At 71.6% G+C, this 22,941-nt stretch carries 39 protein-coding genes; all 39 read right to left on the reverse strand.

Features of this window, described 5'->3' with window-relative positions:
* Position 1 precedes the first annotated feature (1 nt).
* Positions 2-871, reverse strand: a complete 870-nt coding sequence (gene rsmI, locus ADEH_RS09920) for a 16S rRNA (cytidine(1402)-2'-O)-methyltransferase (protein ID WP_011420963.1) — start codon at positions 869-871, stop codon at positions 2-4.
* 31 nt (positions 872-902) lie between these two features.
* A complete protein-coding gene (locus ADEH_RS09925) occupies positions 903-1,307 on the reverse strand; it encodes a YraN family protein (protein WP_011420964.1) in 405 nt (134 codons plus the stop codon).
* Positions 1,308-1,311: 4 nt separating this feature from the next.
* The gene (locus tag ADEH_RS09930) at positions 1,312-3,150 is read right to left on the reverse strand and encodes a hypothetical protein (protein ID WP_011420965.1); all 1,839 of its coding nucleotides are present in this window, start codon (positions 3,148-3,150) and stop codon (positions 1,312-1,314) included.
* Positions 3,151-3,303: 153 nt separating this feature from the next.
* Positions 3,304-3,699, reverse strand: coding sequence for a 50S ribosomal protein L19 (gene rplS / locus ADEH_RS09935; RefSeq protein WP_011420966.1), 396 nt, complete (start codon positions 3,697-3,699; stop codon positions 3,304-3,306).
* Positions 3,700-3,724: 25 nt separating this feature from the next.
* Entirely contained in the window at positions 3,725-4,468 is a 744-nt protein-coding gene (trmD, locus tag ADEH_RS09940; RefSeq protein ID WP_011420967.1) for a tRNA (guanosine(37)-N1)-methyltransferase TrmD, read from the reverse strand.
* Between the two features lie 41 nt (positions 4,469-4,509).
* On the reverse strand, positions 4,510-5,001 hold the full coding sequence (rimM, locus tag ADEH_RS09945; RefSeq protein WP_011420968.1) for a ribosome maturation factor RimM: 492 nt from the start codon (positions 4,999-5,001) through the stop codon (positions 4,510-4,512).
* 2 nt (positions 5,002-5,003) lie between these two features.
* A complete protein-coding gene (locus ADEH_RS09950; protein ID WP_011420969.1) occupies positions 5,004-5,234 on the reverse strand; it encodes a KH domain-containing protein in 231 nt (76 codons plus the stop codon).
* A 6-nt stretch (positions 5,235-5,240) separates the two neighbouring features.
* Entirely contained in the window at positions 5,241-5,507 is a 267-nt protein-coding gene (gene rpsP, locus ADEH_RS09955) for a 30S ribosomal protein S16 (protein ID WP_011420970.1), read from the reverse strand.
* A gap of 111 nt (positions 5,508-5,618) precedes the next feature.
* A complete protein-coding gene (locus ADEH_RS09960; RefSeq protein WP_041453478.1) occupies positions 5,619-6,212 on the reverse strand; it encodes a hypothetical protein in 594 nt (197 codons plus the stop codon).
* Positions 6,213-6,333: 121 nt separating this feature from the next.
* Positions 6,334-6,822, reverse strand: a complete 489-nt coding sequence (rplQ, locus tag ADEH_RS09965; RefSeq protein WP_011420972.1) for a 50S ribosomal protein L17 — start codon at positions 6,820-6,822, stop codon at positions 6,334-6,336.
* A 30-nt stretch (positions 6,823-6,852) separates the two neighbouring features.
* Complete coding sequence (locus tag ADEH_RS09970) at positions 6,853-7,872, reverse strand: DNA-directed RNA polymerase subunit alpha (protein WP_011420973.1); 1,020 nt, start codon at positions 7,870-7,872, stop codon at positions 6,853-6,855.
* A gap of 185 nt (positions 7,873-8,057) precedes the next feature.
* The gene (gene rpsD / locus ADEH_RS09975) at positions 8,058-8,684 is read right to left on the reverse strand and encodes a 30S ribosomal protein S4 (protein WP_011420974.1); all 627 of its coding nucleotides are present in this window, start codon (positions 8,682-8,684) and stop codon (positions 8,058-8,060) included.
* Between the two features lie 19 nt (positions 8,685-8,703).
* Positions 8,704-9,087 (reverse strand): 30S ribosomal protein S11, encoded by a 384-nt coding sequence (gene rpsK / locus ADEH_RS09980; RefSeq protein ID WP_011420975.1) that lies wholly within the window; start codon positions 9,085-9,087, stop codon positions 8,704-8,706.
* A gap of 140 nt (positions 9,088-9,227) precedes the next feature.
* Positions 9,228-9,614, reverse strand: a complete 387-nt coding sequence (rpsM, locus tag ADEH_RS09985) for a 30S ribosomal protein S13 (protein ID WP_011420976.1) — start codon at positions 9,612-9,614, stop codon at positions 9,228-9,230.
* A 26-nt stretch (positions 9,615-9,640) separates the two neighbouring features.
* Positions 9,641-9,757, reverse strand: a complete 117-nt coding sequence (gene rpmJ, locus ADEH_RS09990; RefSeq protein ID WP_011420977.1) for a 50S ribosomal protein L36 — start codon at positions 9,755-9,757, stop codon at positions 9,641-9,643.
* 234 nt (positions 9,758-9,991) lie between these two features.
* The gene (gene map / locus ADEH_RS09995) at positions 9,992-10,786 is read right to left on the reverse strand and encodes a type I methionyl aminopeptidase (protein WP_011420978.1); all 795 of its coding nucleotides are present in this window, start codon (positions 10,784-10,786) and stop codon (positions 9,992-9,994) included.
* Between the two features lie 22 nt (positions 10,787-10,808).
* Complete coding sequence (locus tag ADEH_RS10000; RefSeq protein ID WP_011420979.1) at positions 10,809-11,453, reverse strand: adenylate kinase; 645 nt, start codon at positions 11,451-11,453, stop codon at positions 10,809-10,811.
* Positions 11,454-11,508: 55 nt separating this feature from the next.
* Entirely contained in the window at positions 11,509-12,852 is a 1,344-nt protein-coding gene (secY, locus tag ADEH_RS10005; protein WP_011420980.1) for a preprotein translocase subunit SecY, read from the reverse strand.
* A 91-nt stretch (positions 12,853-12,943) separates the two neighbouring features.
* Positions 12,944-13,441, reverse strand: coding sequence for a 50S ribosomal protein L15 (gene rplO, locus ADEH_RS10010; RefSeq protein WP_011420981.1), 498 nt, complete (start codon positions 13,439-13,441; stop codon positions 12,944-12,946).
* A gap of 34 nt (positions 13,442-13,475) precedes the next feature.
* Positions 13,476-13,706: a 50S ribosomal protein L30 gene (rpmD, locus tag ADEH_RS10015; protein ID WP_011420982.1), complete on the reverse strand. Its 231-nt coding sequence runs from the start codon at positions 13,704-13,706 to the stop codon at positions 13,476-13,478.
* A 12-nt stretch (positions 13,707-13,718) separates the two neighbouring features.
* Entirely contained in the window at positions 13,719-14,228 is a 510-nt protein-coding gene (gene rpsE, locus ADEH_RS10020) for a 30S ribosomal protein S5 (RefSeq protein ID WP_011420983.1), read from the reverse strand.
* Positions 14,229-14,246: 18 nt separating this feature from the next.
* Positions 14,247-14,606, reverse strand: a complete 360-nt coding sequence (gene rplR, locus ADEH_RS10025; RefSeq protein WP_011420984.1) for a 50S ribosomal protein L18 — start codon at positions 14,604-14,606, stop codon at positions 14,247-14,249.
* A 63-nt stretch (positions 14,607-14,669) separates the two neighbouring features.
* Positions 14,670-15,212, reverse strand: coding sequence for a 50S ribosomal protein L6 (rplF, locus tag ADEH_RS10030; RefSeq protein WP_011420985.1), 543 nt, complete (start codon positions 15,210-15,212; stop codon positions 14,670-14,672).
* A 12-nt stretch (positions 15,213-15,224) separates the two neighbouring features.
* Positions 15,225-15,623: a 30S ribosomal protein S8 gene (gene rpsH / locus ADEH_RS10035; RefSeq protein ID WP_011420986.1), complete on the reverse strand. Its 399-nt coding sequence runs from the start codon at positions 15,621-15,623 to the stop codon at positions 15,225-15,227.
* Between the two features lie 13 nt (positions 15,624-15,636).
* A complete protein-coding gene (locus tag ADEH_RS10040; protein WP_011420987.1) occupies positions 15,637-15,822 on the reverse strand; it encodes a type Z 30S ribosomal protein S14 in 186 nt (61 codons plus the stop codon).
* Between the two features lie 11 nt (positions 15,823-15,833).
* Positions 15,834-16,376, reverse strand: a complete 543-nt coding sequence (gene rplE / locus ADEH_RS23000) for a 50S ribosomal protein L5 (protein WP_011420988.1) — start codon at positions 16,374-16,376, stop codon at positions 15,834-15,836.
* A 72-nt stretch (positions 16,377-16,448) separates the two neighbouring features.
* Complete coding sequence (gene rplX, locus ADEH_RS23005; RefSeq protein ID WP_011420989.1) at positions 16,449-16,769, reverse strand: 50S ribosomal protein L24; 321 nt, start codon at positions 16,767-16,769, stop codon at positions 16,449-16,451.
* Positions 16,770-16,772: 3 nt separating this feature from the next.
* The gene (gene rplN / locus ADEH_RS10055; RefSeq protein WP_011420990.1) at positions 16,773-17,141 is read right to left on the reverse strand and encodes a 50S ribosomal protein L14; all 369 of its coding nucleotides are present in this window, start codon (positions 17,139-17,141) and stop codon (positions 16,773-16,775) included.
* A 3-nt stretch (positions 17,142-17,144) separates the two neighbouring features.
* A complete protein-coding gene (gene rpsQ / locus ADEH_RS10060) occupies positions 17,145-17,402 on the reverse strand; it encodes a 30S ribosomal protein S17 (protein ID WP_011420991.1) in 258 nt (85 codons plus the stop codon).
* Between the two features lie 5 nt (positions 17,403-17,407).
* Positions 17,408-17,629 carry a 50S ribosomal protein L29 gene (gene rpmC, locus ADEH_RS10065; RefSeq protein ID WP_011420992.1) on the reverse strand — a complete coding sequence of 74 codons (222 nt, stop codon included), beginning with the start codon at positions 17,627-17,629 and terminating at the stop codon, positions 17,408-17,410.
* 12 nt (positions 17,630-17,641) lie between these two features.
* On the reverse strand, positions 17,642-18,058 hold the full coding sequence (gene rplP, locus ADEH_RS10070) for a 50S ribosomal protein L16 (protein ID WP_011420993.1): 417 nt from the start codon (positions 18,056-18,058) through the stop codon (positions 17,642-17,644).
* Between the two features lie 32 nt (positions 18,059-18,090).
* Entirely contained in the window at positions 18,091-18,765 is a 675-nt protein-coding gene (gene rpsC / locus ADEH_RS10075; RefSeq protein ID WP_011420994.1) for a 30S ribosomal protein S3, read from the reverse strand.
* Between the two features lie 20 nt (positions 18,766-18,785).
* Positions 18,786-19,226, reverse strand: a complete 441-nt coding sequence (gene rplV / locus ADEH_RS10080; RefSeq protein WP_011420995.1) for a 50S ribosomal protein L22 — start codon at positions 19,224-19,226, stop codon at positions 18,786-18,788.
* A 13-nt stretch (positions 19,227-19,239) separates the two neighbouring features.
* Positions 19,240-19,536, reverse strand: coding sequence for a 30S ribosomal protein S19 (gene rpsS / locus ADEH_RS10085; RefSeq protein ID WP_011420996.1), 297 nt, complete (start codon positions 19,534-19,536; stop codon positions 19,240-19,242).
* 20 nt (positions 19,537-19,556) lie between these two features.
* Positions 19,557-20,405 carry a 50S ribosomal protein L2 gene (gene rplB / locus ADEH_RS10090; RefSeq protein ID WP_011420997.1) on the reverse strand — a complete coding sequence of 283 codons (849 nt, stop codon included), beginning with the start codon at positions 20,403-20,405 and terminating at the stop codon, positions 19,557-19,559.
* Between the two features lie 18 nt (positions 20,406-20,423).
* Positions 20,424-20,717 (reverse strand): 50S ribosomal protein L23, encoded by a 294-nt coding sequence (locus tag ADEH_RS10095; RefSeq protein ID WP_011420998.1) that lies wholly within the window; start codon positions 20,715-20,717, stop codon positions 20,424-20,426.
* Complete coding sequence (gene rplD, locus ADEH_RS10100) at positions 20,714-21,334, reverse strand: 50S ribosomal protein L4 (protein WP_011420999.1); 621 nt, start codon at positions 21,332-21,334, stop codon at positions 20,714-20,716. Before rplD ends, ADEH_RS10095 begins: the two co-directional genes overlap by 4 nt.
* Positions 21,335-21,345: 11 nt before the next feature.
* The gene (gene rpsJ, locus ADEH_RS10105) at positions 21,346-21,651 is read right to left on the reverse strand and encodes a 30S ribosomal protein S10 (protein WP_011421000.1); all 306 of its coding nucleotides are present in this window, start codon (positions 21,649-21,651) and stop codon (positions 21,346-21,348) included.
* 93 nt (positions 21,652-21,744) lie between these two features.
* Positions 21,745-22,935 carry an elongation factor Tu gene (tuf, locus tag ADEH_RS10110; RefSeq protein ID WP_011420640.1) on the reverse strand — a complete coding sequence of 397 codons (1,191 nt, stop codon included), beginning with the start codon at positions 22,933-22,935 and terminating at the stop codon, positions 21,745-21,747.
* Positions 22,936-22,941: the final 6 nt, after the last annotated feature.

Genomic DNA, 22,941 nt, shown 5'->3' on the forward strand with positions numbered 1-22,941 from the left:
CTCACCCGTGCTTCAGCCGCTCCAGGGCGGCGTAGACGTCGGCGCGGACCAGGCCGCGGGCCCGGGCCACCTCGCGCGCGATCGCGGAGGGGGGCTCGCCGGCGGCGAGCCGGCGGCGCAGCTCGTCCTCGAGCGGCTCGGCCTGCGCGGCCGCGGCCGGCTCCGCGCCGGGCGCGGGCGGCGCCACCACCAGCGTCACCTCGCCCTTCACCTCGCCCGCGAACCGGTCCGCCAGCCCGGCGAGCGGGCCGCGCGCCAGCTCCTCGTGCAGCTTGGTCAGCTCGCGGGCCACCAGCGCGGGCCGGTCGCCCAGCGCGGCGGCGAGGTCGCGGAGCGTCTCGGCGGTCCGGTTCCCGGCCTCGTACAGCACCAGCGTGGCCGGCGACGACGCCAGCCAGGCCAGCGCCGCCGCGCGGGCGCCGCCCTTGCGCGGCAGGAAGCCGGCGAACACGAAGCGGTCGGCCGGGAACCCGGAGGCCGCGAGCGCCGTCACCGCCGCGCTCGGGCCTGGCACCGGCACCACCGGCACGCCCGCCTCCCACGCGGCCGCCACCAGCGCCGCCCCCGGGTCCGACACGCCGGGCGTGCCCGCGTCGGTGCAGAGCGCCACCGACTGCCCGGCGCGCAGCCGCGCCAGCACCGGCTCCAGCCGGCCGCGCTCGTCGAACGCGGGCAGCGACAGGAGCAGCGGCGCGGCCGCGCCCAGGTGCGCGAACAGCTTGTGCGTGCGGCGCGTGTCCTCCGCCGCCACCGCCGAGACCGTGCGCAGGAGCTCCGCGGCCCGCGGCGACAGGTCGCCCAGGTTGCCGATGGGCGTCGCGAGCACGTAGAGCGTGCCCGGCGCCGCGGCCTGCGGCGGCCGCGCGCTCACCCCGCCCTCCCCGCCGCCGCCGCGCGCGCCGTCACCAGTGCCCCGGGCGGCCGTCGCCGTCGAACGCGGCCGGGAAGTGCTCGACGCGGGGCTCGCCGTCACCGAACGTGACCGCGACCACGTCGAAGCGGATCGCCTGCTCCAGCCCGCCGTGCCCGAGCGCCCAGTCGGTGGCCGCGGCCACCACCCGGCGCCCCTTGAGGGGGCCGACCGTCTCCTCGGGGCCGCCCTGCGCGCCGGAGGTGCGGCTGCGGACCTCGACGAACACGAGCACCTCGCCGTCGCGGCAGACGAGGTCCACCTCGCCGCGCCGGGTCCGGTGGTTGCGGTCGAGGATGCGGAAGCCGCGCTCGGCGAGCCAGGCCGCGGCGAGCGCCTCGCCCTCGCGCCCGAGCGCCTGCCGCCCGTCCCCGTCCCCGCCCGCGCCGCCGGCCATCGCGCTAGGCCCCGTGGTCCGCGGCCTCGCGGAACGCGAGGTCCGGGGTGGCGTGGACGACCTGGCCCGCGCGCGCCGCCTGCTTGAGCAGGCGCGCCGCGAAGCGCCGCGCGCCGTCGGACAGCCCGTGGAAGGCGTCGTCCACCAGCCCGACCCGCCGCCCGCCGGCGAGCCCCTGCTCCAGGAACGCGAGCTTCAGCGCGAGGAACACCAGGTCGCGGTCCGCCGGCGGGAGCGACAGGGCCGCCACCGGCCGCCCGGCGACGAGCACGTGCAGCCCGCCGCGGTCGTCCACCTGCACGCCGCCCAGCCGCTGCGAGGTGAACCCCGCCAGCGCCTGCCCGGCCTTCTCCGCCACCCCGCGGCCCGCGGCGGCCGGGCTCCCGCCCAGCTCGGCCGCGGCGCGCAGCAGCAGCTCGCGCAGCGGCTCCGCCGCGGACGGCGCGGCCACCACCGGCGCGGGGGCCGCCGGGGCCGGGGCGGCCGCCTCGGCCTCGAGCCGCTGCAGCTCCGCCTCGATGGAGCGCACGTCGCGGACGAACCCGCCCGCCTCGGCGGAGAGCCGCGTCTCCAGCGCGACCTGCTGCTCGTCGAGCCGCGCCTTCTCCGCGGCCGCGCCGCGCGCCTCCGGCGTCGCCTCCCAGGCGTCGAGCCGGGCGCGCGCGCCGGTGGCCGCCGCCTCCGCCTCGGCGAGCCTGCCGAGCGCCTCGCGCAGGTCCGGCGGCCGGGACAGGCCGAGCGCGCCCAGCGCGCCGCGGACCGCGGCGCCGTCGCGCTCGAACTGCGCCTCGACCTTCGCCTGCCAGTCGTCCACCACCCGGCGCCGCCGGGCGATCCGCTCCCAGGCCTCCTGCGCCGAGACCCAGCGCAGCGCGACCCAGGCCGCCCAGCCGAACGCGGGGATGTCGAGCAGCGCCAGGTAGCGCATGCCGGTGGCCGCCGCCGCGCCCGCCACGCCCAGGGCCGCCAGGGCCACGCCGGCGCCGGCGCCGGCCCAGAACGGCGGCGCCCGCCAGAACGGCAGCGGCGCCCCGCCGGCCTCGGCCTCCTCGAACGCGGCGCGCTCGGCGTCCATCCGCGCGACCGCGTCGGCGCGGCGCGCGGACGCCTTCTCGTACGCGGCCAGCGCCGCGTCGGCGTCCCCGAGCGCGTCGCGCGCCGCCGCCACCGGCGCGAGCTCGTCCCGCGCCCGCCCGGCCGCCGCCAGCGCCTCGCGCAGCCGGGCGCCCTCGCGGAGCGCGACCTCCAGCTCGGCGGCGCGGGCCTGCAGGCCGTCCAGCTCGTGCTGCACCTTCTCCGAGGCGCGCGCGCGCACCAGCTCGGCCTCGAGCTGCGCGCGGCGGCGCCGCGCCTGCTCCGGCGAGAGCGGCGCGCGCTGCGGGACCGCGGCCGCCGGGCCGCCCACCGACTGGCGCCGCGACGGCAGGTCCGCCGCGGCGATGGTGAGCAGCGCGTCCTGCCGGGCGCGCGGCGGGACGCCGACCGGCGCGCGCAGCGCGGCGGCGATCTCGGCGAGGTCCTGGGACACGAGCGAGAACGCGCGGCGCTCGGCGTCGAAGCGGTGGAGCTGCGCGCCGGCCGCGAAGTCGCGCACCAGCCGGTAGGTGACGCGGTCGTCGCCGACCAGGGTGAGCCCGGCGCGCACCGCCGCGCCGGCCGGGCCGCCGGGCGCGCGCGGCAGCGCCTCCGCGTCCCGCGCGTCGGGGTGCAGCAGCGCCTCGAGCAGGCGGCGCAGGGCGGCGCCGTCGGCGGAGACCACGTTGTATCCGGGGCGCAGCGTCGCCCGGCCACCAGCGGGCGCGACGCCGCGCACGCCCTGGGCTGCGAACTCGAGGAGGATCACGCTCGGGCCGGCATGTTAGCTCCCGGGCGCCGACGCGGGAAGCGCGGCGTCCCGCGCCCAGGGCACGGCACGGCCGCACACCGGCACACGCCGGGGTGCGGCCGCGAGATGCGGAGGTGCGAGGCCGGCGCCGGACGGCGCGCCGGTGGGACGCTACGCCGGGGTCGGCGCGGCGTGGGCGGCGTCGGCCGCGCCCGGGCCTTCCTCCTGGTGGAGGCGGGCCGCCTTGCCCTGCAGGTTGCGCAGGAAGTAGAGGCGCGAGCGGCGCACGCCGCCGTGGCCCACGACCTCGATCTTGTCGATGCGCGGGCTGTGCACGGGGAACATGCGCTCCACGCCCACGCCGTAGCTCACCTTGCGCACCGTGAACATGGACGAGCCGGGCGCGCCCTTGCGGTACGCGATCACCACGCCCTCGAAGACCTGGATGCGCTCCTTGTCGCCTTCCTTGATCTTCGTGTGCACGCGAACGCTGTCGCCCGCACGCATCTCGGGGAGATCGGTCCGCAGGTACTTCGCCTCGATGTCGGCAATCGCCTTGCGCAGCATGACGTGCGTCTCCTTTACAGCTCGTCTACAGCTCGTCGTCCCCGGCGTCGATCAGCCGGAGGTCGCTCTCGGGAAGCGAGACCCTCGTGAACAGGTCCGGCCTCCGCTCCCGGGTGGCCCTGAGCGCCTCGCGCCGGCGCCACCGCTCGATCCGCCGGTGGTCCCCGGACAGGAGGACCTCCGGAACCCTCATCCCCCGGAACTCCGGGGGCCTCGTGTACTGCGGGTACTCGAGGAGCCCCTCGGCACCCGCGAAGCTCTCGGCGTCCGCGGACGCCGCGTTGCCCAGCACGCCGGGGACGAGGCGCGCGGCGGCGTCCACGACGCAGAGCGCCGCCAGCTCGCCGCCCGTGAGGACGAAGTCTCCGATCGAGACCTGCATGTCCACCGCCGTCATCACCCGCTCGTCCACTCCCTCGTACCGCCCGCACGCCAGGATCAGCCGCCCGTGCTCCGCGAACCGCCGCGCCAGCGCCTGGTCCAGCCGCGCGCCGCGCGGGCTGGTCAGGACCACCCAGGCCCCCGGCAGCCGCGCGCGCGCGGCCTCGATGGCCTCGACGAGCGGCTCCGGCTTCATCACCATGCCCGCCCCGCCGCCGTACGGCGCGTCGTCGCAGACCCGGTGCTTGCCCGTCGCGTGGTCGCGGATGTCCGTGATCGTCGCCGCGAGCAGGCCGGCCTCCTGCGCCTTCCCGAGGATGCTCTCCCCCAGGTACCCCGCGCACATGCGCGGGAACAGCGTCAGGATGTCTACCTCGAGCCTCGCCACGTCCGATCCTCTTCCTCGGCGGCCTCCTCCTCGCCCCCGGCCTACGGCTCCAGGAGCCCTTCCGGCGGGTCCACCACCACCCGGCCCGCCGCGCGATCCACCTCGACGTACGGCGCGAGCGGCACCAGCAGCTCGCCCCGCGCGCCCTGCACCACCAGCACGTCCACCGCGCCGGTCTCCATCAGCCCGGTCACCGTCCCGAGCGCCTCGCCCTGGACGGTCACCACCGGCAGGCCCTCCAGGTCGCCCCAGTAGTGCCTGCCCTCTCCCGCCTCGCCCAGCTCCTCGCGAGGCGCGAGCACCTCGGCCCCGACCAGCGCCTCGGCCCCGGTGCGATCGGCGACGCCGTCGATCCGCACCGCCCAGAGGCGCCCCTGCGGCCGCGCCTCCAGCACCTTCCGCTCCACCTCGGCCGCGCCGTGCCGGAGCACGACGCGCTCGAGCGTCCCGAGCGCGCCCTCCGACCCGGCCACGCCCAGGTGACCCTTGAGCCCGAGCGCCCGGACCACCTTGCCGATCCGGACGAGCGCCACGGTCAGTCGAGGATGTCGAGCACCGCGCGCCGGCCCTGGCGCCGGGCCGCGCAGTCGAGCACGGTCCGGAACGCCTTGGCGGTCTTGCCGCCCCGCCCGATGACGCGCCCGAGGTCGTCGGGGGCCACCGTGAGCTCGAAGACGGTCGCGCGGTCGCGCTCGATCGCCTCCACCCTCACGGCGTCCTTCTGCTCGACGAGCTCGCGGGCGAGCCACTGGACGAGGTCGCGCATCGACCCTTACGCCTTCGGCGCGGCGGGCGCGGCCGCCTTGGCGGCGCGCTTGAGGATCATCGCGACCGTCTGGCTCGGCTTGGCGCCGGCCTTCAGCCAGTGCTCGATCCGCTCGACCTTGAGCTCGATCCGCTCCGGGCGCTTGGTCGGATCGTAGATGCCGACGTCCTCGAGGTACTTGCCGTCCCGCGCGTTGCGCGAGTCGGTCGCCACCACGTGATAGAAGGGCGCCTTGTGCGTGCCCGCGCGCGACAGACGAAGAACGACCGCCATGAGCTCTGCCTCCGTGAAGCCTAAGATCCTGGAACGTGGAAGCTTCTCCAGCGGTGCGTCCGCGGAGCCTCCACGAAAAGTGGGTTCCTTTACGCTAACTTAGCGCGGGTGTCAAGGCGCAGGGTGACCTTCCTGCGCCGTGCCGTCCGCCGTCGCGCGGCGCGAGGCCCGCAGCCGCGCCAGGTGACCGCGCGGCGACGCGCGCAGCACCGCCGCCCAGACCGCCCACGCGATCGCGGCGCCGGCCAGGCCGCCGCCCAGCAGATCCGGGCCCCAGTGCGGCCCGGACCACGCCCGCGCCGCCCCCCCGGCCGCCGCGACCAGGAGCGCCGCCCTCCCCCGCCGGCCGTAGGCGAGCAGCGTGTAGCCGACGAACACGCCGAGCGGGAGGCCCGGCGCCGAGGCGAGGTGCCGGAAGGTGGTGACGAGCAGGTCTCCCGCGTCCGCCGGCCGCGGCGCGGAGAGGACGCCCTGCGCCCCCGCCGCCAGGGCCCCTGCCGCCGCCAGCGCCGCCCAGAGCGGCGCCACCGCCTTCAGCACCGCGGGCACCTCGCGCTCCAGCCACGAGTACAGCGCGAGCCCCAGCAGCGCGAGGGCCCAGGGCTCGCTCGCGACGCCCGCCACCGCCCAGGCCACCTCCGCCCACCCCGGCGGCCCGGCGTGCCGGAGGGCGTCGAGCGGGTCCTGGGCGAGGAACGGCGGCATGGGAGCGATGGTTGTACCAGCGGGCCGCCGCAGCGGAAAGCGAGAGGGGCCCCGAACGCGAGAGAGGCCGCGTGCGGCGCGCACGCGGCCTCCCCTGGGAGCGTCGGCCGTGCGGCCGGCGCTACTCGGCCTTGGCGGCCTTCTTGGCGGGCTTCTTCTCCGCCTTGGGCGCCTTGGCGGCCTTGGGGGCCTTCTCGGCCTTGCCCGCGGCCTTCTTCTCGCCCTTCTCCTCCGCCTCGGGGGCGGCGGCCGGCGCGCGGTCCACCAGCTCGATGACCGACATCTCGGCGTTGTCGCCGGCGCGGCGGCCGACGCGGACGATGCGGGTGTAGCCGCCCGGCCGCGCCTTGAAGCGCTCGGCGAGCGTGTCGAAGAGCTTGTTCAGCACCTCGACGTCCCGGACGTTCCGGTGGGCGAGGCGGCGCGCGTGCGGCGTCCCGCGCTTCGCCTGCGTGATCACCTTGTCGGCGAAGCGCTTCAGCTCCTTCGCCTTCGGGGTGGTGGTGACGATCCGCTCGTGGCGGAAGAGGCTCGTCACCATGTTCTTGAACATTGCGGTCCGGTGCTCGGTGGTGCGATCGAGCCGGCGGCCGACGACGCGGTGCTTCATCTGGTGATCTCCTGTCCCTGTGCGGGCGCGCTAGACCTTGGGCGCGCCCTGCGGCGCCGCCTTCGGCGGCCAGTTCTCGAGCTTCATGCCGAGGGAGAGGCCCATCTCGGCCAGGATCTCCTTGATCTCCTTCAGCGACTTCCGGCCGAAATTCTTCGTCTTGAGCATCTCGGCCTCGGTCTTCTGCACGAGGTCGCCGATGGTCTTGATGTTCGCGTTCTGCAGGCAGTTCGCGCTACGGACCGAGAGCTCCAGCTCGTCCACCGAGCGGAAGAGGTTCTCGTTCAGCTTCTGCTCCTCGACCGGCTTGATCTCCTCGGCCGGCTCCTCCGCCTCGTCGAAGTTGATGAAGATCGAGAGCTGCTCCTTCACGATCTTCGCGGCGAAGGCGACCGCGTCCGCCGGGGCGACCGAGCCGTCGGTCCAGACCTCGAGCGTCAGCTTGTCGTAGTCGGTCTGCTGCCCGACGCGCGCGTTGGTGACCTGGTAGTTCACCTTGCGGATGGGGCTGAAGAGCGCGTCGATGGGGATGGTGCCGATGGGCGAGCCGGGGACCTTGTTCCGCTCGGCCGGCACGTAGCCGCGGCCGCGGCGCGCGGTCATCTCGGCGCGGACCCGCCCGCCCTCGCTGATCGTGAGGATGTGGTGGCCCGGGTTCAGCACCTCGACCTGCGCGTCCGTGATGAGGTCGCCGGCCTTGATCTCCTTCGGGCCGTCCGCCTCGATCCGGATCGTCTTCACGTCGTTGGTGTGGATCTGGAGCAGGACTTCCTTGAGGTTGAGGATGATGTCGGTGACGTCCTCGGCCACCTCGGGGATGGTCATGAACTCGTGCTCGACGCCCTCGACCTTCACCGAGGTGATCGCGGCGCCCTGCAGGCTCGAGAGCAGCACGCGCCGCAGCGAGTTGCCGAGCGTGATGCCGAAGCCCCGCTCGAGCGGCTCCGCGACGAACTTCCCGTAGGTGTTCGAGAGGCTGTCCTGGTCCACGACCAGGCCGCGGGGCTTGATGAGGTCCCGCCAGTTCTTCGTGACGATCGGATCGACCATGGGCTGTCTCCTCGGCCGCCGCCCCCTCTCCCGGCCCGCTCAGCCATGCGGCGGGAGCACCGTGGGACGCGCGACTGCTTGGGATGGTGCGGTGCGGGCCGCGGCGCTCGCGCGCCCGGCCCGCCCGCCGGGCCCGTACCGCGGCCGCCGTGGCGGCCGCCGCCCCGGGCCCGCGGGGGGCGCGACTACTTCGAGTACAGCTCGACGATCAGCTGCTCCTGGATCGGCATGGTGATGTCCTCGCGCGCCGGCGAGGTCTTCACGGTGCCCTTGAAGCCGCCCTTGTCGAGGTCGAGCCACGCCGGCACGCCGCGGCGGTCCACCGCCTCGAGCGCCTCGGTGATCCGGACCACCTTCTTCGAGCGGTCCTTCAGCTCCACCTTGTCGCCGGGCCGGCACAGGTAGCTGGGGATGTTGACCTTGCGGCCGTTCACCTTGAAGTGGCCGTGGCGGACCAGCTGCCGGGCCTCGTTGCGGGTGTCCGCGAAGCCGAGCCGGAAGACCACGTTGTCGAGCCGGAGCTCGAGGGTCTGCAGCAGGTTCTCGCCGGTCTTGCCCTTGGCGGCCGCCGCGTTCTGGTAGGCGTGGCGGAACCCGGCCTCGAGCAGGCCGTACATCCGCTTCACCTTCTGCTTCTCGCGGAGCTGGACGCCGTACTCGGAGAACTTGGTCCGGCCCTGGCCGTGCTGGCCGGGAGGATACGGGCGGCGCTCGATGGCGCACTTGTCGGTGTAGCACCGATCGCCCTTGAGATACATCTTGAGGTTTTCCCGGCGGCAGAGCCGGCAGACGCTTTCGCTGTAACGGGCCACGTGTGTCTCCTGGAGGTGATCAGACCCGGCGGCGCTTGGGCGGCCGGCACCCGTTGTGCGGGATCGGCGTCACGTCGCGGATCAGGGTGATCTTGAGGCCGGCGGCGGAGAGCGCGCGGAGGGCGGACTCGCGACCGGCGCCCGGGCCCTTCACCACCACCGAGACGGTCTTGAGGCCGTGCTCCATCGCCTTGGCGGCCGCGTCGCCCGCCGCGACCTGCGCGGCGAACGGCGTCGACTTGCGCGAGCCCTTGAAGCCGCGCGCGCCGGCGCTGGACCAGGCGATCACGTTGCCGGTCACGTCGGTGATGGTGATCTGCGTGTTGTTGAAGGTCGAGGCGATGTGGACGATGCCCGCCGCGATGTTCTTCTTCACCCGCTTCTTCCCCTTCTTCGGGGTCACGGGCGACGCGGTCACCGGCTCGATGCCGCCGAGGTTGGGCGCCGCGGGGGCGGTCGCCTCCTCCTTCTTCGCAGGCTGCTCTGCCGCCTTCGTCTGCTTCTCGTCAGCCACTGAGGATTCTCCGGTTCTCTAGGAGTGCGTTAGGCCTTGGGGGCCGGCGCCGCCGCCTTGCGGACGAGGCCCTTCTTCGGGCCCTTCCGCGTGCGGGCATTGGTGTGCGTGCGCTGGCCGCGCACCGGCAGGCCCTTGCGGTGCCGGAGGCCGCGGTAGCAGCCGAGGTCCATGAGCCGCTTGACGTTGAGCGAGATCTCGCGGCGGAGGTCGCCCTCCACCTTCACGTTCTGCTCGATGGTCTCGCGGATGCGGCGGACCTCGTCGTCCGTGAGGTCCTTGGTCCGGGTCACCGGGCTGACGTTCGCGCGCTCGAGGATGAGCTTCGCGGAGGTCTTCCCGATTCCGTAGATGTACTGGAGGCTGACCTCGATCCGCTTCTCACGGGGAAGGTCGACGCCGGCGATTCGAGCCATTCGTCTCTCCGAAAACGCGCGGGGGCCTAGCCCTGGCGCTGCTTGTGGCGGGGGTTCGCCGGGCAGATGATCCGCACGGTGCCCTTGCGCTTGATGACCTTGCACTTGTCGCAAATCTTCTTGACCGACGCGCGGACCTTCATGACCGACGCCTCCGATGCTGCTTCAAAAGACAAAAACGCCCGCCGCGACGACCGGCGGGGCTGGCGGCGGGGTCTCGCTGGGACCCCTACTCTAGAGCCGCCCGGATTTTCCGGGGTTTCCCGGCGCCGCCCCTGAACGAGCGGCTTTGCGAAGCGGGCCCTATAACACAGAGGATTTTGGGGTGCAAGCACGAGCGACGGCCCGTCGTCGCCCGCTCCCCCGCTCGCCTGCGCTCAGGCGCCCTCCAGCGGCACTCCTTCCGGCAACGTGAGGATTTCGGGTCCGTTTTCCGTGATGGCCACGGTGTGCTCGAAGTGCGCGGATCGCGACCCGTCCCGCGTCACCGCGGTCCACCCGTCGTCGAGCGTCTCCACTTCCCGGCCGCCCGCGTTCACCATCGGCTCGATCGCGATGACCATGCCCGCCCGGAGGAGCGCCCCCGTCCCGGGGGTCCCGAAGTTCGGGACCTGGGGCGGCTCGTGCAGCCGGCGGCCGATGCCGTGGCCCACGAAGTCGCGCACCACCGAGAACCCCGCCGCCTCGACGTGGCGCTGCACGGCGGCGCCGACGTCGCCGGTGTGGCGCCCGGGGAGCGCCGCGGCGATGCCCCGCGCCAGCGCGGCCCGGGTCACCGCCAGCAGCCGCTCGCCGTCCGGCGAGGTCCGGCCCACCGCGACGGTCCGCGCCGAGTCGGCGTACCAGCCGTCGAGCACCGCGCCGAAGTCGAGGCCGACCAGGTCGCCCTCCTCGAGCACGCGGTCGGGCGACGGGATCCCGTGGATCACCTCGTCGTTCACCGAGATGCACAGCGTGGCGGGGTAGCCGTGGTAGCCGAGGAACGCCGGCGCCGCGCCGAGCTCGCGCGTGCGCGCGGCGGCGAGGCGATCCAGGTCGGCGGTGGTGGCGCCCGGGGCGGCGGCGGCGGCCAGCGCCTCCAGCACCTCCCACACGACGCGGCCCGCCGCGCGGATCCCGGCCACGTCGGCGGGGGTCCGCGTTGCGGCGCGCTCGCGGGTCGTCCCGTACATGCGCTGACGATGCGCCCGCGGCCTAGCGGCCCAGGACCTTCTTCGTCGCCGCGAGGATGCCCTCGGGCGTGCCGACGCCCTCGACCTCGGTCAGCTCGCCGCGGTCGCGGTAGTAGCGCTTCAGCGGCTCGGTCTTGGTGCCGTACTCCTGCATGCGCTTGCGGACGTTCTCGGGCTTGTCGTCCTCGCGCTGGACGAGCTCGGCGTCGTCCCGGTCGCAGTAGCCCGCGCGCCTGGGTGGGTTCTGCGACACGTGGTAGACGGCGCCGCACCTCGGGCAGCTCCGCCGCCCGCTGATGCGCTCGACCACGAGCTCCTCGGCGACCTCGTAGGACAGCGCGCGGCCGATGGACCGGCCCAGCGAGCGCAGCAGGCCGTCGAGGTACTCCGCCTGCACCACCGTGCGCGGGTAGCCGTCCAGGATGAAGCCCGGCGCCACGTCGGGGCGGGACAGCCGCTCCTTCACCATGGCGTTGGTGATGTCGTCGGTGACGAGCCCGCCGCCGTCCATGATGGCCTGGACCTGCTTGCCGATCTCGGTCCCGCGCGCCTTGTGGTCGCGGAACATGTCGCCGGTGGAGATGTGCGGGATGCCGAGCTCCGTGGAGAGGAGCTTGGCCTGGGTGCCCTTGCCCGCGCCGGGCGGGCCGAGGAGGATGAGGATCATCGCGTCGCCTCCGGATGCGCGAGGGGCCTCGCCGCGGCGAGGCCCCCGCGGCGTCTCATGCGCCGACCGCTTGCCCCGTCGTCATCCGCCGGCCGCGGATGCGCGGACCGCGGGGACCGGTGAAGCCCTCGTAGTGCCGCGTGATGAGGTGCCCCTCGATCTGCTGCACGGTGTCGAGCGCCACGCCGACCACGATGAGCAGCGAGGTGCCGCCGAAGTAGAAGTTCACCCCGAACTCGTTCGTGATGATGGTCGGCAGCACGCAGATGGCGGCCAGGTAGATGGCGCCGCCGAACGTGATGCGCGACAGCACGAAGTCGATGTAGTCGGCGGTCTTCTTGCCGGGGCGGATGCCCGGGATGTAGCCGCCGTACTTCTTGAGGTTGTCGGCCACGTCCACCGGGTTGAACGTCACCGCGGTGTAGAAGTACGCGAAGAAGATGATCAGGGCGACGTAGATGGTGTTGTAGATCCAGCTGCCCGCCTGGATGGCGTTCGACATCCGCTGCAGGAACGGGAACCAGCCCGCCAGCGTGGCCGGCAGCAGCAGCAGCGACGACGCGAAGATGGGCGGGATGACGCCGGAGGTGTTCACCTTCAGCGGCAGGTGCGTGGACTGGCCGCCGTAGAGCTTCCGGCCCACCATGCGCTTCGCGTACTGGATCGGGATGCGGCGCTGGCCGCGCTCCACGTAGACGATCGCCCCGATCACCACCACCATGAGCGCGGTGAGCACGAGCAGGCCCAGGCCGGTGAGCTGCGAGCCGGAGGCGCCGAGCTGCCGCACCGTGGTGTAGATGGCGGCCGGGACGCGGGCCACGATGCCCGCGAAGATGATGAGGGAGATGCCGTTGCCGACGCCGCGCTCGGTGATCTGCTCGCCCATCCACATGATGAACGCGGTGCCCGCGGCGAGCGAGACCATGGTGAGCAGGCGGAAGCCCCAGCCCGGCTCGCCCACCACCGCGACGCCGTTCCCGGCGCGCAGCGACTCCAGGTAGGTGGCGATGCCGTAGCCCTGGATGGCGGAGAGGACCACCGTGCCGTAGCGCGTGTACTGCGTGATCTTGCGCCGGCCCAGCTCGCCTTCCTTCTGCATCTTCTCGAGCGACGGGACCACCACCGTGAGGAGCTGCAGGATGATGGACGACGACACGTACGGCATGATGCCGAGCGCGAAGATCGAGAGCTGCTCGAAGGCGCCGCCGGAGAAGAAGTTGAGGAGGCCGAGCAGGCTGCCCTGCTGGGCCACCACGTCCTGCATCGCCCGCCGGTCCACGCCGGGCGTGGTGACGAAGATGCCGAGCCGGTAGACGGCCAGCATCCCGAGGGTGAAGAACAGCCGCTTCCGGAGCTCGGCGATCCGGAAGATGTTGAACAGCCCGCTCGCTGCCGCCATGCGGTTCCCTTTCCCCTGCGCCTGCCGGGCGGCCCGCCGCCCGCTCACCGTCCGGGCGGCCCGCCGAGGACCGGCGGGCCCGCCGGGACCCCTACTTCGCCTGCGCAGCCGCCTTCTTCGCGGCCTTCGCCTTCTGGTGCATGGTCTGCGGCGCCGGGATCAGCTCGACCTTCCCGCCGGCCTTCTCGATGGCGGCGCGCGCGCCGGCGGTGACGCGGTGGACCTTGACCGTCAGCGCGCTCGAGAGCTCGCCGCCCGCCAGGACCACCACCCCGTCGCGGTTGCCGCGCACCAGGCCGGCGGACTTCAGGGCGGCCGGGTCCACGACGCCGGAGAGGCCCTGGAGGTCACCCACCTTCACCTCCTCGAGCTCGCGCCGGAAGATGTTGTGGAAGCCGAACTTCGGGAGGCGCCGCTGGAGCGGCATCTGGCCGCCCTCGAAGCCCTCGAAGTGCATGTTTCCGGAACGGGCCTTCTGGCCCTTCCCGCCGCGGCCGGCGGTCTTGCCGAGGCCGGAGCCCTGGCCACGGCCGACGCGCTTCTTGGCGCGGTTGGCGCCCCGGGGCGCCTTGAGCTGGTTCAGCGACATGAAGGTTCTCCTTTTAGCACGCGGCGCGTGACTGTCACGAACGGGCCGCGGCCTTCCTGGCCTTCCGGCCAGGCGGCGGCGCAGCGTCCACCCGCTCCCACTCCACGAGGTAGGAGACCTTCGCGATCATCCCCAGCGTCTGGGGCGTGTCGGGGAGGAGCTTCGTCGACTCACGCTTCTTGAGACCCAGGCCCTCGACGATGACCCGGTGCGGCCAGGGGCAGCCCGCGAGCCCGCGGACGAGCTTGACCTTGATGGCAGCCATGGTGGTTCCTTCCTACGCCCCGGTGATCTCGGCGGCCTGCTTGCCGCGGAGCCGGGCGCTGTCCTCGACGGACCGCAGCCGCTTCAGGCCGGCGACGGTCGCCTTGAGGACGTTGTGGGGGTTGCGGGAGCCCTGGCTCTTGGTGAGCACGTTGCGGACGCCGGCCGCCTCGAGGACGGCGCGGACGGCGCCGCCGGCGATGACGCCGGTGCCCTCGCCCGCCGGCTTCAGCAGCACGCGGCCGGAGCCGAAGTGCCCGAGCACCTCGTGCGGGATGGTGGTCCCGACGAGCGGCACCCTGAACAGGTTCTTCTTGGCCTGGTCGCCGCCCTTGCGGATGGCCTCCGGGACCTCGTTCGCCTTGCCGAGGCCGACCCCGACGTGGCCCGCGCCGTCGCCGACGACGACGAGCGCCGAGAAGCTGAACCGGCGGCCGCCCTTCACGACCTTGGCGACGCGGTTGATGTGGACGACGCGATCCTGGAGCTCGAGCTCGTTCGCGTTGATGGGGGTGGTAGCCATTCGAGACCTTTCCGTCGCCTAGAACTTGAGCCCGGCTTCGCGCGCGGCGGCGGCCACCGCCTCGACGCGGCCGTGATAGTCGAAGCCGTTGCGGTCGAACACGACCTGCTCGATCCCCTTCGCCTTGGCCGCCTTGGCGAGGGCCTCGCCCACCTTCTTGGCGGCGCCGGTCTTGTCCTCGTCGCCGAGCTCGCCCTTGAGGGCCTTCGAGGTGGTCGCGACCGACACGAGCGTCTTGCCCGCGACGTCGTCCACCAGCTGGGCGTACATGTGCTTGAGGCTCTTGTAGATCGTGAGCCGCGGCCGCAGCTCGGTGCCGGAGATCTTCCGGCGGATGCGGGCCCTGCGCTTCTCGCGCGTGGTGACGTGCTTCGCCATGACGTTCCTCCTTGCGGTGGCGCCGACCCGGCCGCCGCATGAGTGGTTGTGGGGACGGGCGGGCTACGCCGCGCCGGTCTTGCCTTCCTTGCGGCGGATGGTCTCGTCCGCGTACTTGATGCCCTTGCCCTTGTACGGCTCGGGCGGGCGGAGGTCGCGGACCTTCGCGGCGGTGAGGCCGAGCAGGTGCTTGTCCACCGAGCGGATGGTGAGCTTGGTCTGCTTCGCGTCCACCTCGGCGGTCACGCCCTCGGGGAGCTTGAAGACGACCGGGTGCGAGAAGCCCAGGGTGAAGTGGATCTCCTTCCCCTTCACCTCGGCCTTGAAGCCGACCCCGTTGATCTCGAGGCCCTTCTCGTAGCCCTTCACGACGCCCTCGAGGGCGTTCTTCACCAGCGTGCGCGTGAGGCCGTGCAGGCCCTTCGCCACGTGGGACTCGTCCTGGCGGGCGACCTTCACCTCGCCCTTGTCCACCTGGACGCTGACGAGCGGGTTGGTGGGGAAGTGCATCTTCCCCTTCGGCCCCTCGACCTTCACGACGTTGCCGTCCACGGAGACCTTGACCTTCTCCGGGATCTTGACGGGCATCTTGCCGACACGAGACATGGCGGTCTTCCCTTACCAGACGGTGCAGATCAGCTCGCCGCCGACCTTCTGCTTGCGGGCCTCGCGATCCACCATCACGCCCTTGGACGTGGAGAGGATCGCGATCCCCATCCCGTTGAGGACGCGGGGGATGGAGTCGGTCGCGACGTAGCGGCGGAGCCCGGGCTTCGAGACGCGCTTGATGTCGCTGATGGCCGGCTCGCGGTCGGCGCTGTACTTGAGGACGATGGTGATGGCGCCCTGGACGCCGTCCTCGTGGAGGACGAAGTCCTTGATGAAGCCCTCCTCGCGGAGGACCTCGGCGATGCGGACCTTGAGCCGCGAGGCCGGCACCAGGCACTTCTCATGACGCGCGGAGGAAGCGTTCCGGATGCGCGTCAGCATGTCGCCAATGGGATCGGTGAAGCTCATCGATCGATCTCTCCTACCAGCTCGACTTGATGACGCCGGTGATCTCGCCCTGCAGCGCGCGCTTGCGGAAGCAGATGCGGCACATCTGGAACTTGCGCAGGAAGGCCCGCGGGCGGCCGCACAGCGGGCAGCGGTTGTACTGCCGGACCGGGAACTTCAGCTTGCGGGTGGCCTGCGCCATCTTGGAAAGCTTCGCCATGGAATCTCCCTCTACTGACGGAACGGCATGCCGAGGTGGCGCAGCAGCGCTCGGCCCTCTTCGTCGTTCCGGGCGGTGGTCACCACCGTGATGTTGAGGCCTTTGATCTTCTCGACCTTGTCGTAGTTGATCTCCGGGAAGATGATCTGCTCGCGGACGCCGAGCGTGTAGTTGCCCTTCCCGTCGAAGGCCTTCGGCGAGACGCCCTTGAAGTCGCGGACGCGCGGCAGCGCGATCGAGACCAGGCGGTCGAAGAACTCGTACATCCGGTCGCCGCGCAGCGTGACCATGGCACCGATGGACTGGCCCTGGCGCAGCTTGAAGTTGGCGATCGACTTGCGGGCGCGGGTCACGACCGGCTTCTGGCCGGTGATCGCGGCGAGCTGCTCGACGGACGCGTCGATGATCTTGCCGTTGTTGATCGCCTCGCCAAGGCCCATGTTCACCACGATCTTCTCGAGGCGGGGGGCCTGCATCGGGTTCGCGAACCCGAGCTCCTTCATCAGCTCGGCACGAAGCTGCTTGTCGTACCGCTCCTTCAAACGCGCTGCCATCGTGTCTCTCCTTGCCTTCGGCCGGCCTCTTCGCGTGCCGGGCGATGCGTCGTGTTGCGATCCCGCCGCGACCTACTTCGCGGCGGCCTTGCGCTTCTGCAGCCGGGCCTTCTCCTTGGCGCCCAGCTCGCGGCCGATCTTCTCGCGCCGCACCGGCTTGTCGTCCTTGCCGACCACCATCACGCTCGAGATGGCGATGGTGCCGGGCAGCTCCAGGATCCCGCCCTCCGGGTTCGCCTGGCTGCGGCCCTTCTTCTGGTGCCGCTTGACGGTCATGAGCTTCTCGACGCGCACGCGGCCATCCTCGCGCAGCACCTCGAGCACCCGGCCCGTCTTGCCCTTCTCCTTGCCGGCGATGACCTTGACGGTGTCGCCCTTACGAATCTCCGCCATGACCTAGAGGACCTCCGGCGCGAGGCTGATGATCTTCATGAACTTGCGGGCGCGGAGCTCGCGGGCGACCGGGCCGAAGATGCGGGTGCCGATGGGCTCGAGGTCCTTGTTGATGAGGACCGCCGAGTTGCCGTCGAAGCGGATGTAGCTGCCGTCCGGGCGCTTCACCTCGCGGGCGGTGCGGACGATGACGGCGCGGGCGACCTCGCCCTTCTTCACCTTGGCCTGCGGGATCGCCTCCTTGATCGAGACGACGATCACGTCGCCGATCGAGGCGTACTTCCGCCGGGTGCCGCCGAGCACCTTGATGCACATCACCCGCTTCGCGCCGGAGTTGTCGGCGACGTCGAGCATGGTCTGCTGCTGGATCATGGCCTAGGCCTCCGCCTTCTCGATCGTCTCGGCCACGCGCCAGCGCTTGTCCTTCGAGATCGGGCGGGTCTCGACGATCCGCACGCGGTCGCCGATCTGGCACGCCTGGTCCTCGTCGTGCGCCTTGTACTTCTCGGCCTTGGTCACGATCTTGCCGTACTTCGGGTCCGCCACCCGGCGCTCGACCTTCACGACGACGGTCTTCGTCATCTTGTTCGAGACCACCACGCCGATGCGGGACTTCCGGTTGCCGCGCTCCATGTCGGTCACTCCTTCGCCTTCCCGGCCACGGCCGAGGCGAGGGCCTTCTCGCGGGCCACGGTGAGGCAGCGCGCGATGTCGCGCTTCGTCTTGCTGAGGTCGGCGGTCGAGTCGAGCACGCCGGTGTTCGCCTTGCTCTTCAGGTCGAAGAGCGTCTGCTTGAGCTCCGCGGCGCGGGCCTCGAGCTCCTGAACCGAGAGCTCTCGCAGCTCCTTGACGGTCGCCATGGTCGTCGCTCCTTACAGCGTCTCGCCGCGCTTCACCAGCTTCGTGGCGACGGGCAGCTTGTGGGCGGCGAGGTGGAACGCCTTCTTCGCGGAGGCGTCGTCCACGCCGGCCAGCTCGTACAGCACGCGGCCCGGCTTCACGACGGCGACGTAGAACTCCACGTTGCCCTTGCCGGTGCCCATGCGCGTCTCGGCGGGCTTCTTGGTGATGGGCTTGTCCGGGAAGACGCGGATCCAGAGCTTGCCGCCGCGCTTCACGTAGCGGGTGATGGCCACGCGGGCCGCCTCGATCTGGCGGGACGTGAGCCGGCCGCACTCGGTGGCCTGGAGGCCGTACTCGCCCTGGGCGAGATCCGAGCCGCGGTACGCCTTGCCGCGCATGCGGCCCTTCTGCATCTTCCGGTACTTCGTTCGCGCCGGCTGAAGCATGTCCTTCTCCTAGGTGTGCCTGGGGCGCGGCCTTACGGCCGGGCGCCGCCGGTGGTGCGAGGAGCGCGCGCGCCCGCGGACTGCGGGAGGACCTCGCCGCGCATGATCCAGACCTTGCACCCGATCTTGCCGTAGGTGGTCTTCGCCTCGGCGAACCCGTAGTCGATGTCCGCGCGGAGCGTGTGCAGCGGCACGCGGCCCTCGCGGTACCACTCGTAGCGGGCCATCTCGGAGCCACCCAGGCGGCCCGAGCACGCCACGCGGATGCCCTTCGCGCCGAACTTCAGCGCGGTCTGCACCGACTTCTTCATGGCGCGGCGGAACGCGATGCGGCGCTCGAGCTGCGTCGCGATGTTCTCGGCGACGAGCTGCGCGTCGGTCTCGGCCTTCCGGACCTCGACGACGTTCAGGTAGACCTCGTTGTCGGTGAGGCCCTGGAGGTCCTTCTTGATGGTCTCGATCCCGGCGCCGCGCTTGCCGATGACGATGCCCGGCCGCGCGGTGTGGACGTTGATCTTGACCTTGTTGGCCGCCCGCTCGATCTCGATCCGGGAGATGCCGGCCTGGCCGAGCTTCTCCTTCACGAACTCACGGAGCTTGATGTCCTCGTGCAGCCACTTCGCGTAGTTCTTCTCTTCGTACCACTTCGAGTCCCAGGAGCGGATCACTCCGAGGCGGAACCCGATAGGATGAACTTTCTGTCCCATTGATCTCTCCTCTCGGGTTCCTAGCCGCGCGCGGCGGTACCGAGCTCCACGTACACGTGGCTGGTCTTCTTCTCGACCCGGAACGCCCGGCCCATCGCGCGCGCCATGAAGCGCCGCATCTTCGGGCCCTGGTCCACGGTCAGCGTCTTCACGAACAGCGCGTCCACGTCCACGCGGCCGCCGCCCTGCTCGGCGTTCGCGACCGCCGACCGGAGCAGCTTGGCGAGCGGCTTCGCGGCGGACTGCGGCGTGTACTTCAGCATCGCGAGCGCGTCGCCGACCTTCATCCCGCGGACCTCGTCCGCGACGATGCGCACCTTGCGCGGCGCGACGCGCAGGTAGCTGAGGGAGGCGTGCGGCCCCGGCGCCGGGGCGGCGGGGCGGTTCTTGCGGGCGCGCGCCGGCGGCGGAGCGCGGCGTTCGGCCTTCTTCTTCGGCGTCGTGGTCTGGGTCTCGGCCATGTCCAGTTCCTCGCTACTTCTTCGCCGGGCCGGGTGCCGCCGCGGCCTTCTTCTCGGCCGAGTGGCCGTGGAAGGTGCGGGTGGGCGCGAACTCGCCCAGCTTGTGCCCGACCATGTTCTCGGTCACGAACACCGGCACGAACTTCCGTCCGTTGTGGACGGCGAACGTGTGCCCGACGAAGTCCGGCAGGATGGTGCTCCGCCGCGACCAGGTCTTGATGACCGACTTCTTGTTGCCCTTGTTCGCGTCCTCGACCTTCTTGGTGAGGTGCTTGTCGGCGAACGGGCCCTTCTTGATCGAACGCGCCATGAGTGGCTATCCCTTCCCGCCTAGCGCTGCGTGTTGCGCACGCCGGGGCGGCGCCGCGTGACGATGAACTTGTCGGTGCGGCGGTTGTTGCGGGTCTTGAGGCCCTTGGTCTTCTGTCCCCACGGGCTGACCGGGTGCGGGTTGCCCTGACCGGACTTGCCCTCGCCGCCGCCGTGCGGGTGGTCGACCGGGTTCATGGCGAGGCCGCGGACGGTCGGGCGGATGCCCAGCCAGCGGCTCTTGCCGGCCTTGCCGACGCGCACCGACGAGCTCTCCACGTTGCCGAGCTGGCCGATGGTCGCCTTGCAGTCCTGCAGGACCTTGCGGACCTCGCCGGACGGCAGGCGGATCTGCGCGTAGCCGCCCTCCTTCGCCATGAGCTGGCCGAAGGAGCCCGCGGTGCGGATCATCTTCGCGCCGGAGCCGGGCGCCGTCTCCACGTTGTGGATCACGGTGCCGAGCGGGATGGTGCGGACCGGCAGCGCGTTGCCCGGGCGGATGTCCACGTCCGCGCCGGACACCAGCGTGTCGCCGACCGCCACGCCCACGGGGGCGAGGATGTAGCGCTTCTCGCCGTCCAGGTAGTGGAGCAGCGCGATGCGCGCGGTGCGGTTCGGGTCGTACTCGATCGCCGCGACCTTGGCCGGCACGCCGTCCTTGTCGCGCCGCCAGTCGATGACGCGGTAGCGGCGCTTGTGGCCGCCGCCGATGTGGCGGGTCGTGACCTTGCCGTGGGCGTTGCGGCCGCCGCTCTTGCGGACCGGCTTGGTGAGCCGCTTCTCGGGCTTCGCCTTGGTGATCTCGGCGAAGTCCGCCACGGTCATGTGGCGCCGGGCCGGGCTGGTGGGCTTGTATTCCTTGAGGGCCATGTGCGTCTCCCGTCCGGCTTATGTCCCCTCGAAGAGGGCGATGGTGTCGCCTTCCTTGAGGGTCACGTAGGCCTTCTTCCAGTTGGGCCGGCGGCCGACGTTGCGGCCGACGCGCTTGTTCTTCCCGCGCGCGATGGCGGTCCGCACGTCGAGCACGTGCACGTTGAAGAGCTTCTCCACCGCCTGCTTCACCTGGATCTTGGTGGCGTCGCGGTGGACCTCGAAGGCGTACTGACGGCTCGCCTCGCGTGCCCGCTCCGCCTTCTCGGTGATGAGCGGGCGCTTCACCACGTCCTGGACAGCGAGGTTCATGACAGGCTGGCCTCCAGCTTCTTGGCGGTGTCCGCGGTCAGCACCAGGGCGTCGTGCCGCAGGATGTCGTACACGTTGAGCCCCTCCACCGCGAGGAAGTCGGAGCCGGCGAGGTTCCGCACGCTCCTCGCGAGGGCGAGGTTCGCGGCGTCGTCCACCACCAGGGCCTTCTTCGCGCCGAGCGCGGCGAGGACCTTGGCGGCGGCGGCCGTCTTCGGCCCCTCCGGCTTCCACTCCTGCACGATGACCAGCTTCTGGTCCTTCGAGCGGAGCGCGAGGGCCGAGCGCAGCGCGGCCTTCCGCACCTTCTTCGGCACGTCGTAGGAGTAGTCGCGCGGCTTCGGGCCCATGGCCTTGCCGCCGCCCACCCACTGGGACGCGCGCGTCGAGCCCTGGCGGGCGCGACCGGTGTGCTTCTGCTTCCAGGGCTTCTTGCCGCCGCCGGAGACGAGGGACCGGTTCTTCACCGCGTGGGTGCCCGAGCGATCGGAGGCGAGCTTCGCCTTCACCACCTCGTAGAAGAGGTGCTCGTTCACCTCGCCGGCGAAGACGGCGTCGGCGAGGTCGAGCTCGCCCACCTTCTTCTTCGACAGGTCGTAGACGTCGAACTTGGCCATGATGTCCTCGACTACTTGATCTCCACGTCCACGCCGGCCGAGAGGTCGAGCTTCATGAGCGCGTCGAGCGTCTGCGGAGTCGGCTCGAGGATGTCGAGGAGCCGCTTGTGCGTGCGGATCTCGAACTGCTCGCGCGACTTCTTGTCCACGTGCGGGCTGCGGAGGACGGTGAACTTGTTGATCCGGGTGGGGAGCGGGATCGGGCCGGCGACCTTGGCGCCGGTCCGCTTCGCGGTCTCCACGATCTCGCCGGCCGACTGATCGAGCAGCTTGTAGTCGTAGGCCTTGAGCCGGATCCGAATCTTCTGAGTCGCCATTGAAAAGCCTTTTGTCTGCGTGTCCGGCGCAGCGCGGAGAGGGGCCCGTCCATCCGGGCGGGCCACCCGCCGCCGTTCGCTCGGCGTGCTTCGCTACTGGATGACCTCGGCCACCACGCCCGCGCCGACCGTGCGGCCGCCCTCGCGGATGGCGAACCGGAGCTCCTTCTCCATCGCGATGGGGGTGATCAGCTCCACCTCCATCCCGATGTTGTCGCCCGGCATCACCATCTCGACTCCCTGCGGCAGCTGCACCGACCCCGTCACGTCCGTCGTCCGGAAGTAGAACTGCGGCCGGTAGCCGTTGAAGAACGGGGTGTGACGACCACCCTCCTCCTTCGTCAGCACGTACACCTCGGCCTTGAACTTCGTGTGCGGCGTGATCGACCCCGGCTTCGCCAGCACCTGACCGCGCTCCACCTCCTCGCGCTTCAGGCCGCGCAGCAGCGCCCCGATGTTGTCGCCCGCACGCCCCTCGTCCAGCAGCTTGCGGAACATCTCGACGCCGGTCACCACCGTCTTCGCCGTCGCCTTCAGCCCGACGACCTCGACCTCCTCGCCGACCTTCACGATCCCGCGCTCCACGCGCCCCGTCGCCACCGTCCCGCGGCCCGAGATCGAGAACACGTCCTCGACCGGCATCAGGAACGGCTTGTCCGTCGCGCGCTGCGGCGTCGGGATGTAGGCGTCCACCGCCTCCATCAGCTTGAAGATCGCCTGCTCCCCGAGCTCGCCCTTGTCGCCCTCCAGCGCCTTCAGCGCCGACCCCTTCACGATCGGGATCTCGTTGCCCGGGAAGTCGTACTCGCTCAGCAGCTCCCGGACCTCCAGCTCCACCAGATCCAGGAGCTCCTTGTCGTCCACCATGTCCACCTTGTTCAGGAAGACCACGATGTACGGCACGCCCACCTGGCGGGCCAGCAGGATGTGCTCGCGCGTCTGCGGCATCGGACCGTCCGCCGCCGACACCACCAGGATCGCGCCGTCCATCTGCGCCGCCCCGGTGATCATGTTCTTCACGTAGTCCGCGTGGCCCGGGCAATCGACGTGCGCGTAGTGCCGCTTCTCCGTCTGGTACTCCACGTGCGCCGTCGCGATCGTGATCCCGCGCTCGCGCTCCTCCGGCGCCTTGTCGATCTGGTCGTACGCCAGGAACTGCGCCCCGCCCTTCTGCGCCAGCACCTTCGTGATCGCCGCCGTCAGCGTCGTCTTGCCGTGGTCCACGTGCCCGATCGTCCCGACGTTCACGTGCGGCTTGCTGCGCTCGAACTTCTCCTTGGCCATGGCTTC

The sequence above is a fragment of the Anaeromyxobacter dehalogenans 2CP-C genome (assembly GCF_000013385.1).
Classification (GTDB): Bacteria; Myxococcota; Myxococcia; order Myxococcales; family Anaeromyxobacteraceae; genus Anaeromyxobacter; species Anaeromyxobacter dehalogenans_B.

Excerpts from the sequence above, each read along its gene's own strand:
- rplS (WP_011420966.1), bottom strand. The coding sequence starts at position 3,699 with ATGCTGCGCAAGGCGATTGCCGACATCGAGGCGAAGTACCTGCGGACC.
- rpsH (WP_011420986.1), bottom strand. The coding sequence starts at position 15,623 with ATGAGCTTCACCGATCCCATTGGCGACATGCTGACGCGCATCCGGAAC.
- rpsJ (WP_011421000.1), bottom strand. The coding sequence starts at position 21,651 with ATGGCGACTCAGAAGATTCGGATCCGGCTCAAGGCCTACGACTACAAG.
- rpsC (WP_011420994.1), bottom strand. The coding sequence starts at position 18,765 with ATGGGACAGAAAGTTCATCCTATCGGGTTCCGCCTCGGAGTGATCCGC.
- ADEH_RS09970 (WP_011420973.1), bottom strand. The coding sequence starts at position 7,872 with ATGGTCGATCCGATCGTCACGAAGAACTGGCGGGACCTCATCAAGCCC.
- ADEH_RS10040 (WP_011420987.1), bottom strand. The coding sequence starts at position 15,822 with ATGGCGAAGCTTTCCAAGATGGCGCAGGCCACCCGCAAGCTGAAGTTC.
- map (WP_011420978.1), bottom strand. The coding sequence starts at position 10,786 with ATGTACGGGACGACCCGCGAGCGCGCCGCAACGCGGACCCCCGCCGAC.
- rpsM (WP_011420976.1), bottom strand. The coding sequence starts at position 9,614 with ATGGCTCGAATCGCCGGCGTCGACCTTCCCCGTGAGAAGCGGATCGAG.
- ADEH_RS10000 (WP_011420979.1), bottom strand. The coding sequence starts at position 11,453 with ATGATCCTCATCCTCCTCGGCCCGCCCGGCGCGGGCAAGGGCACCCAG.
- rplO (WP_011420981.1), bottom strand. The coding sequence starts at position 13,441 with ATGTCGCTGAACCAGCTCAAGGCGCCCCGGGGCGCCAACCGCGCCAAG.
- rplR (WP_011420984.1), bottom strand. The coding sequence starts at position 14,606 with ATGGCGAAGCACGTCACCACGCGCGAGAAGCGCAGGGCCCGCATCCGC.
- ADEH_RS09960 (WP_041453478.1), bottom strand. The coding sequence starts at position 6,212 with ATGCCGCCGTTCCTCGCCCAGGACCCGCTCGACGCCCTCCGGCACGCC.
- tuf (WP_011420640.1), bottom strand. The coding sequence starts at position 22,935 with ATGGCCAAGGAGAAGTTCGAGCGCAGCAAGCCGCACGTGAACGTCGGG.
- rplX (WP_011420989.1), bottom strand. The coding sequence starts at position 16,769 with ATGGCGGAGATTCGTAAGGGCGACACCGTCAAGGTCATCGCCGGCAAG.
- ADEH_RS09925 (WP_011420964.1), bottom strand. The coding sequence starts at position 1,307 with ATGGCCGGCGGCGCGGGCGGGGACGGGGACGGGCGGCAGGCGCTCGGG.
- rpsE (WP_011420983.1), bottom strand. The coding sequence starts at position 14,228 with ATGGCTACCACCCCCATCAACGCGAACGAGCTCGAGCTCCAGGATCGC.
- rplV (WP_011420995.1), bottom strand. The coding sequence starts at position 19,226 with ATGGCCGAGACCCAGACCACGACGCCGAAGAAGAAGGCCGAACGCCGC.
- rpmC (WP_011420992.1), bottom strand. The coding sequence starts at position 17,629 with ATGGCGACCGTCAAGGAGCTGCGAGAGCTCTCGGTTCAGGAGCTCGAG.
- ADEH_RS09950 (WP_011420969.1), bottom strand. The coding sequence starts at position 5,234 with ATGCGCGACCTCGTCCAGTGGCTCGCCCGCGAGCTCGTCGAGCAGAAG.
- rplQ (WP_011420972.1), bottom strand. The coding sequence starts at position 6,822 with ATGAAGCACCGCGTCGTCGGCCGCCGGCTCGATCGCACCACCGAGCAC.
- rplP (WP_011420993.1), bottom strand. The coding sequence starts at position 18,058 with ATGCTTCAGCCGGCGCGAACGAAGTACCGGAAGATGCAGAAGGGCCGC.
- rpmD (WP_011420982.1), bottom strand. The coding sequence starts at position 13,706 with ATGGCTGCCATCAAGGTCAAGCTCGTCCGCGGGCTCGCGGGCTGCCCC.
- rplE (WP_011420988.1), bottom strand. The coding sequence starts at position 16,376 with ATGGCAGCGCGTTTGAAGGAGCGGTACGACAAGCAGCTTCGTGCCGAG.
- rpsQ (WP_011420991.1), bottom strand. The coding sequence starts at position 17,402 with ATGGAGCGCGGCAACCGGAAGTCCCGCATCGGCGTGGTGGTCTCGAAC.
- secY (WP_011420980.1), bottom strand. The coding sequence starts at position 12,852 with ATGGCGGCAGCGAGCGGGCTGTTCAACATCTTCCGGATCGCCGAGCTC.
- rpsP (WP_011420970.1), bottom strand. The coding sequence starts at position 5,507 with ATGGCGGTCGTTCTTCGTCTGTCGCGCGCGGGCACGCACAAGGCGCCC.
- rplF (WP_011420985.1), bottom strand. The coding sequence starts at position 15,212 with ATGTCTCGTGTCGGCAAGATGCCCGTCAAGATCCCGGAGAAGGTCAAG.
- rpsS (WP_011420996.1), bottom strand. The coding sequence starts at position 19,536 with ATGGCGCGTTCGATCAAGAAGGGCCCGTTCGCCGACAAGCACCTCACC.
- rplB (WP_011420997.1), bottom strand. The coding sequence starts at position 20,405 with ATGGCCCTCAAGGAATACAAGCCCACCAGCCCGGCCCGGCGCCACATG.
- rplD (WP_011420999.1), bottom strand. The coding sequence starts at position 21,334 with ATGGCCAAGTTCGACGTCTACGACCTGTCGAAGAAGAAGGTGGGCGAG.
- rplN (WP_011420990.1), bottom strand. The coding sequence starts at position 17,141 with ATGATCCAGCAGCAGACCATGCTCGACGTCGCCGACAACTCCGGCGCG.
- rpmJ (WP_011420977.1), bottom strand. The coding sequence starts at position 9,757 with ATGAAGGTCCGCGCGTCGGTCAAGAAGATTTGCGACAAGTGCAAGGTC.
- ADEH_RS10095 (WP_011420998.1), bottom strand. The coding sequence starts at position 20,717 with ATGAACCTCGCTGTCCAGGACGTGGTGAAGCGCCCGCTCATCACCGAG.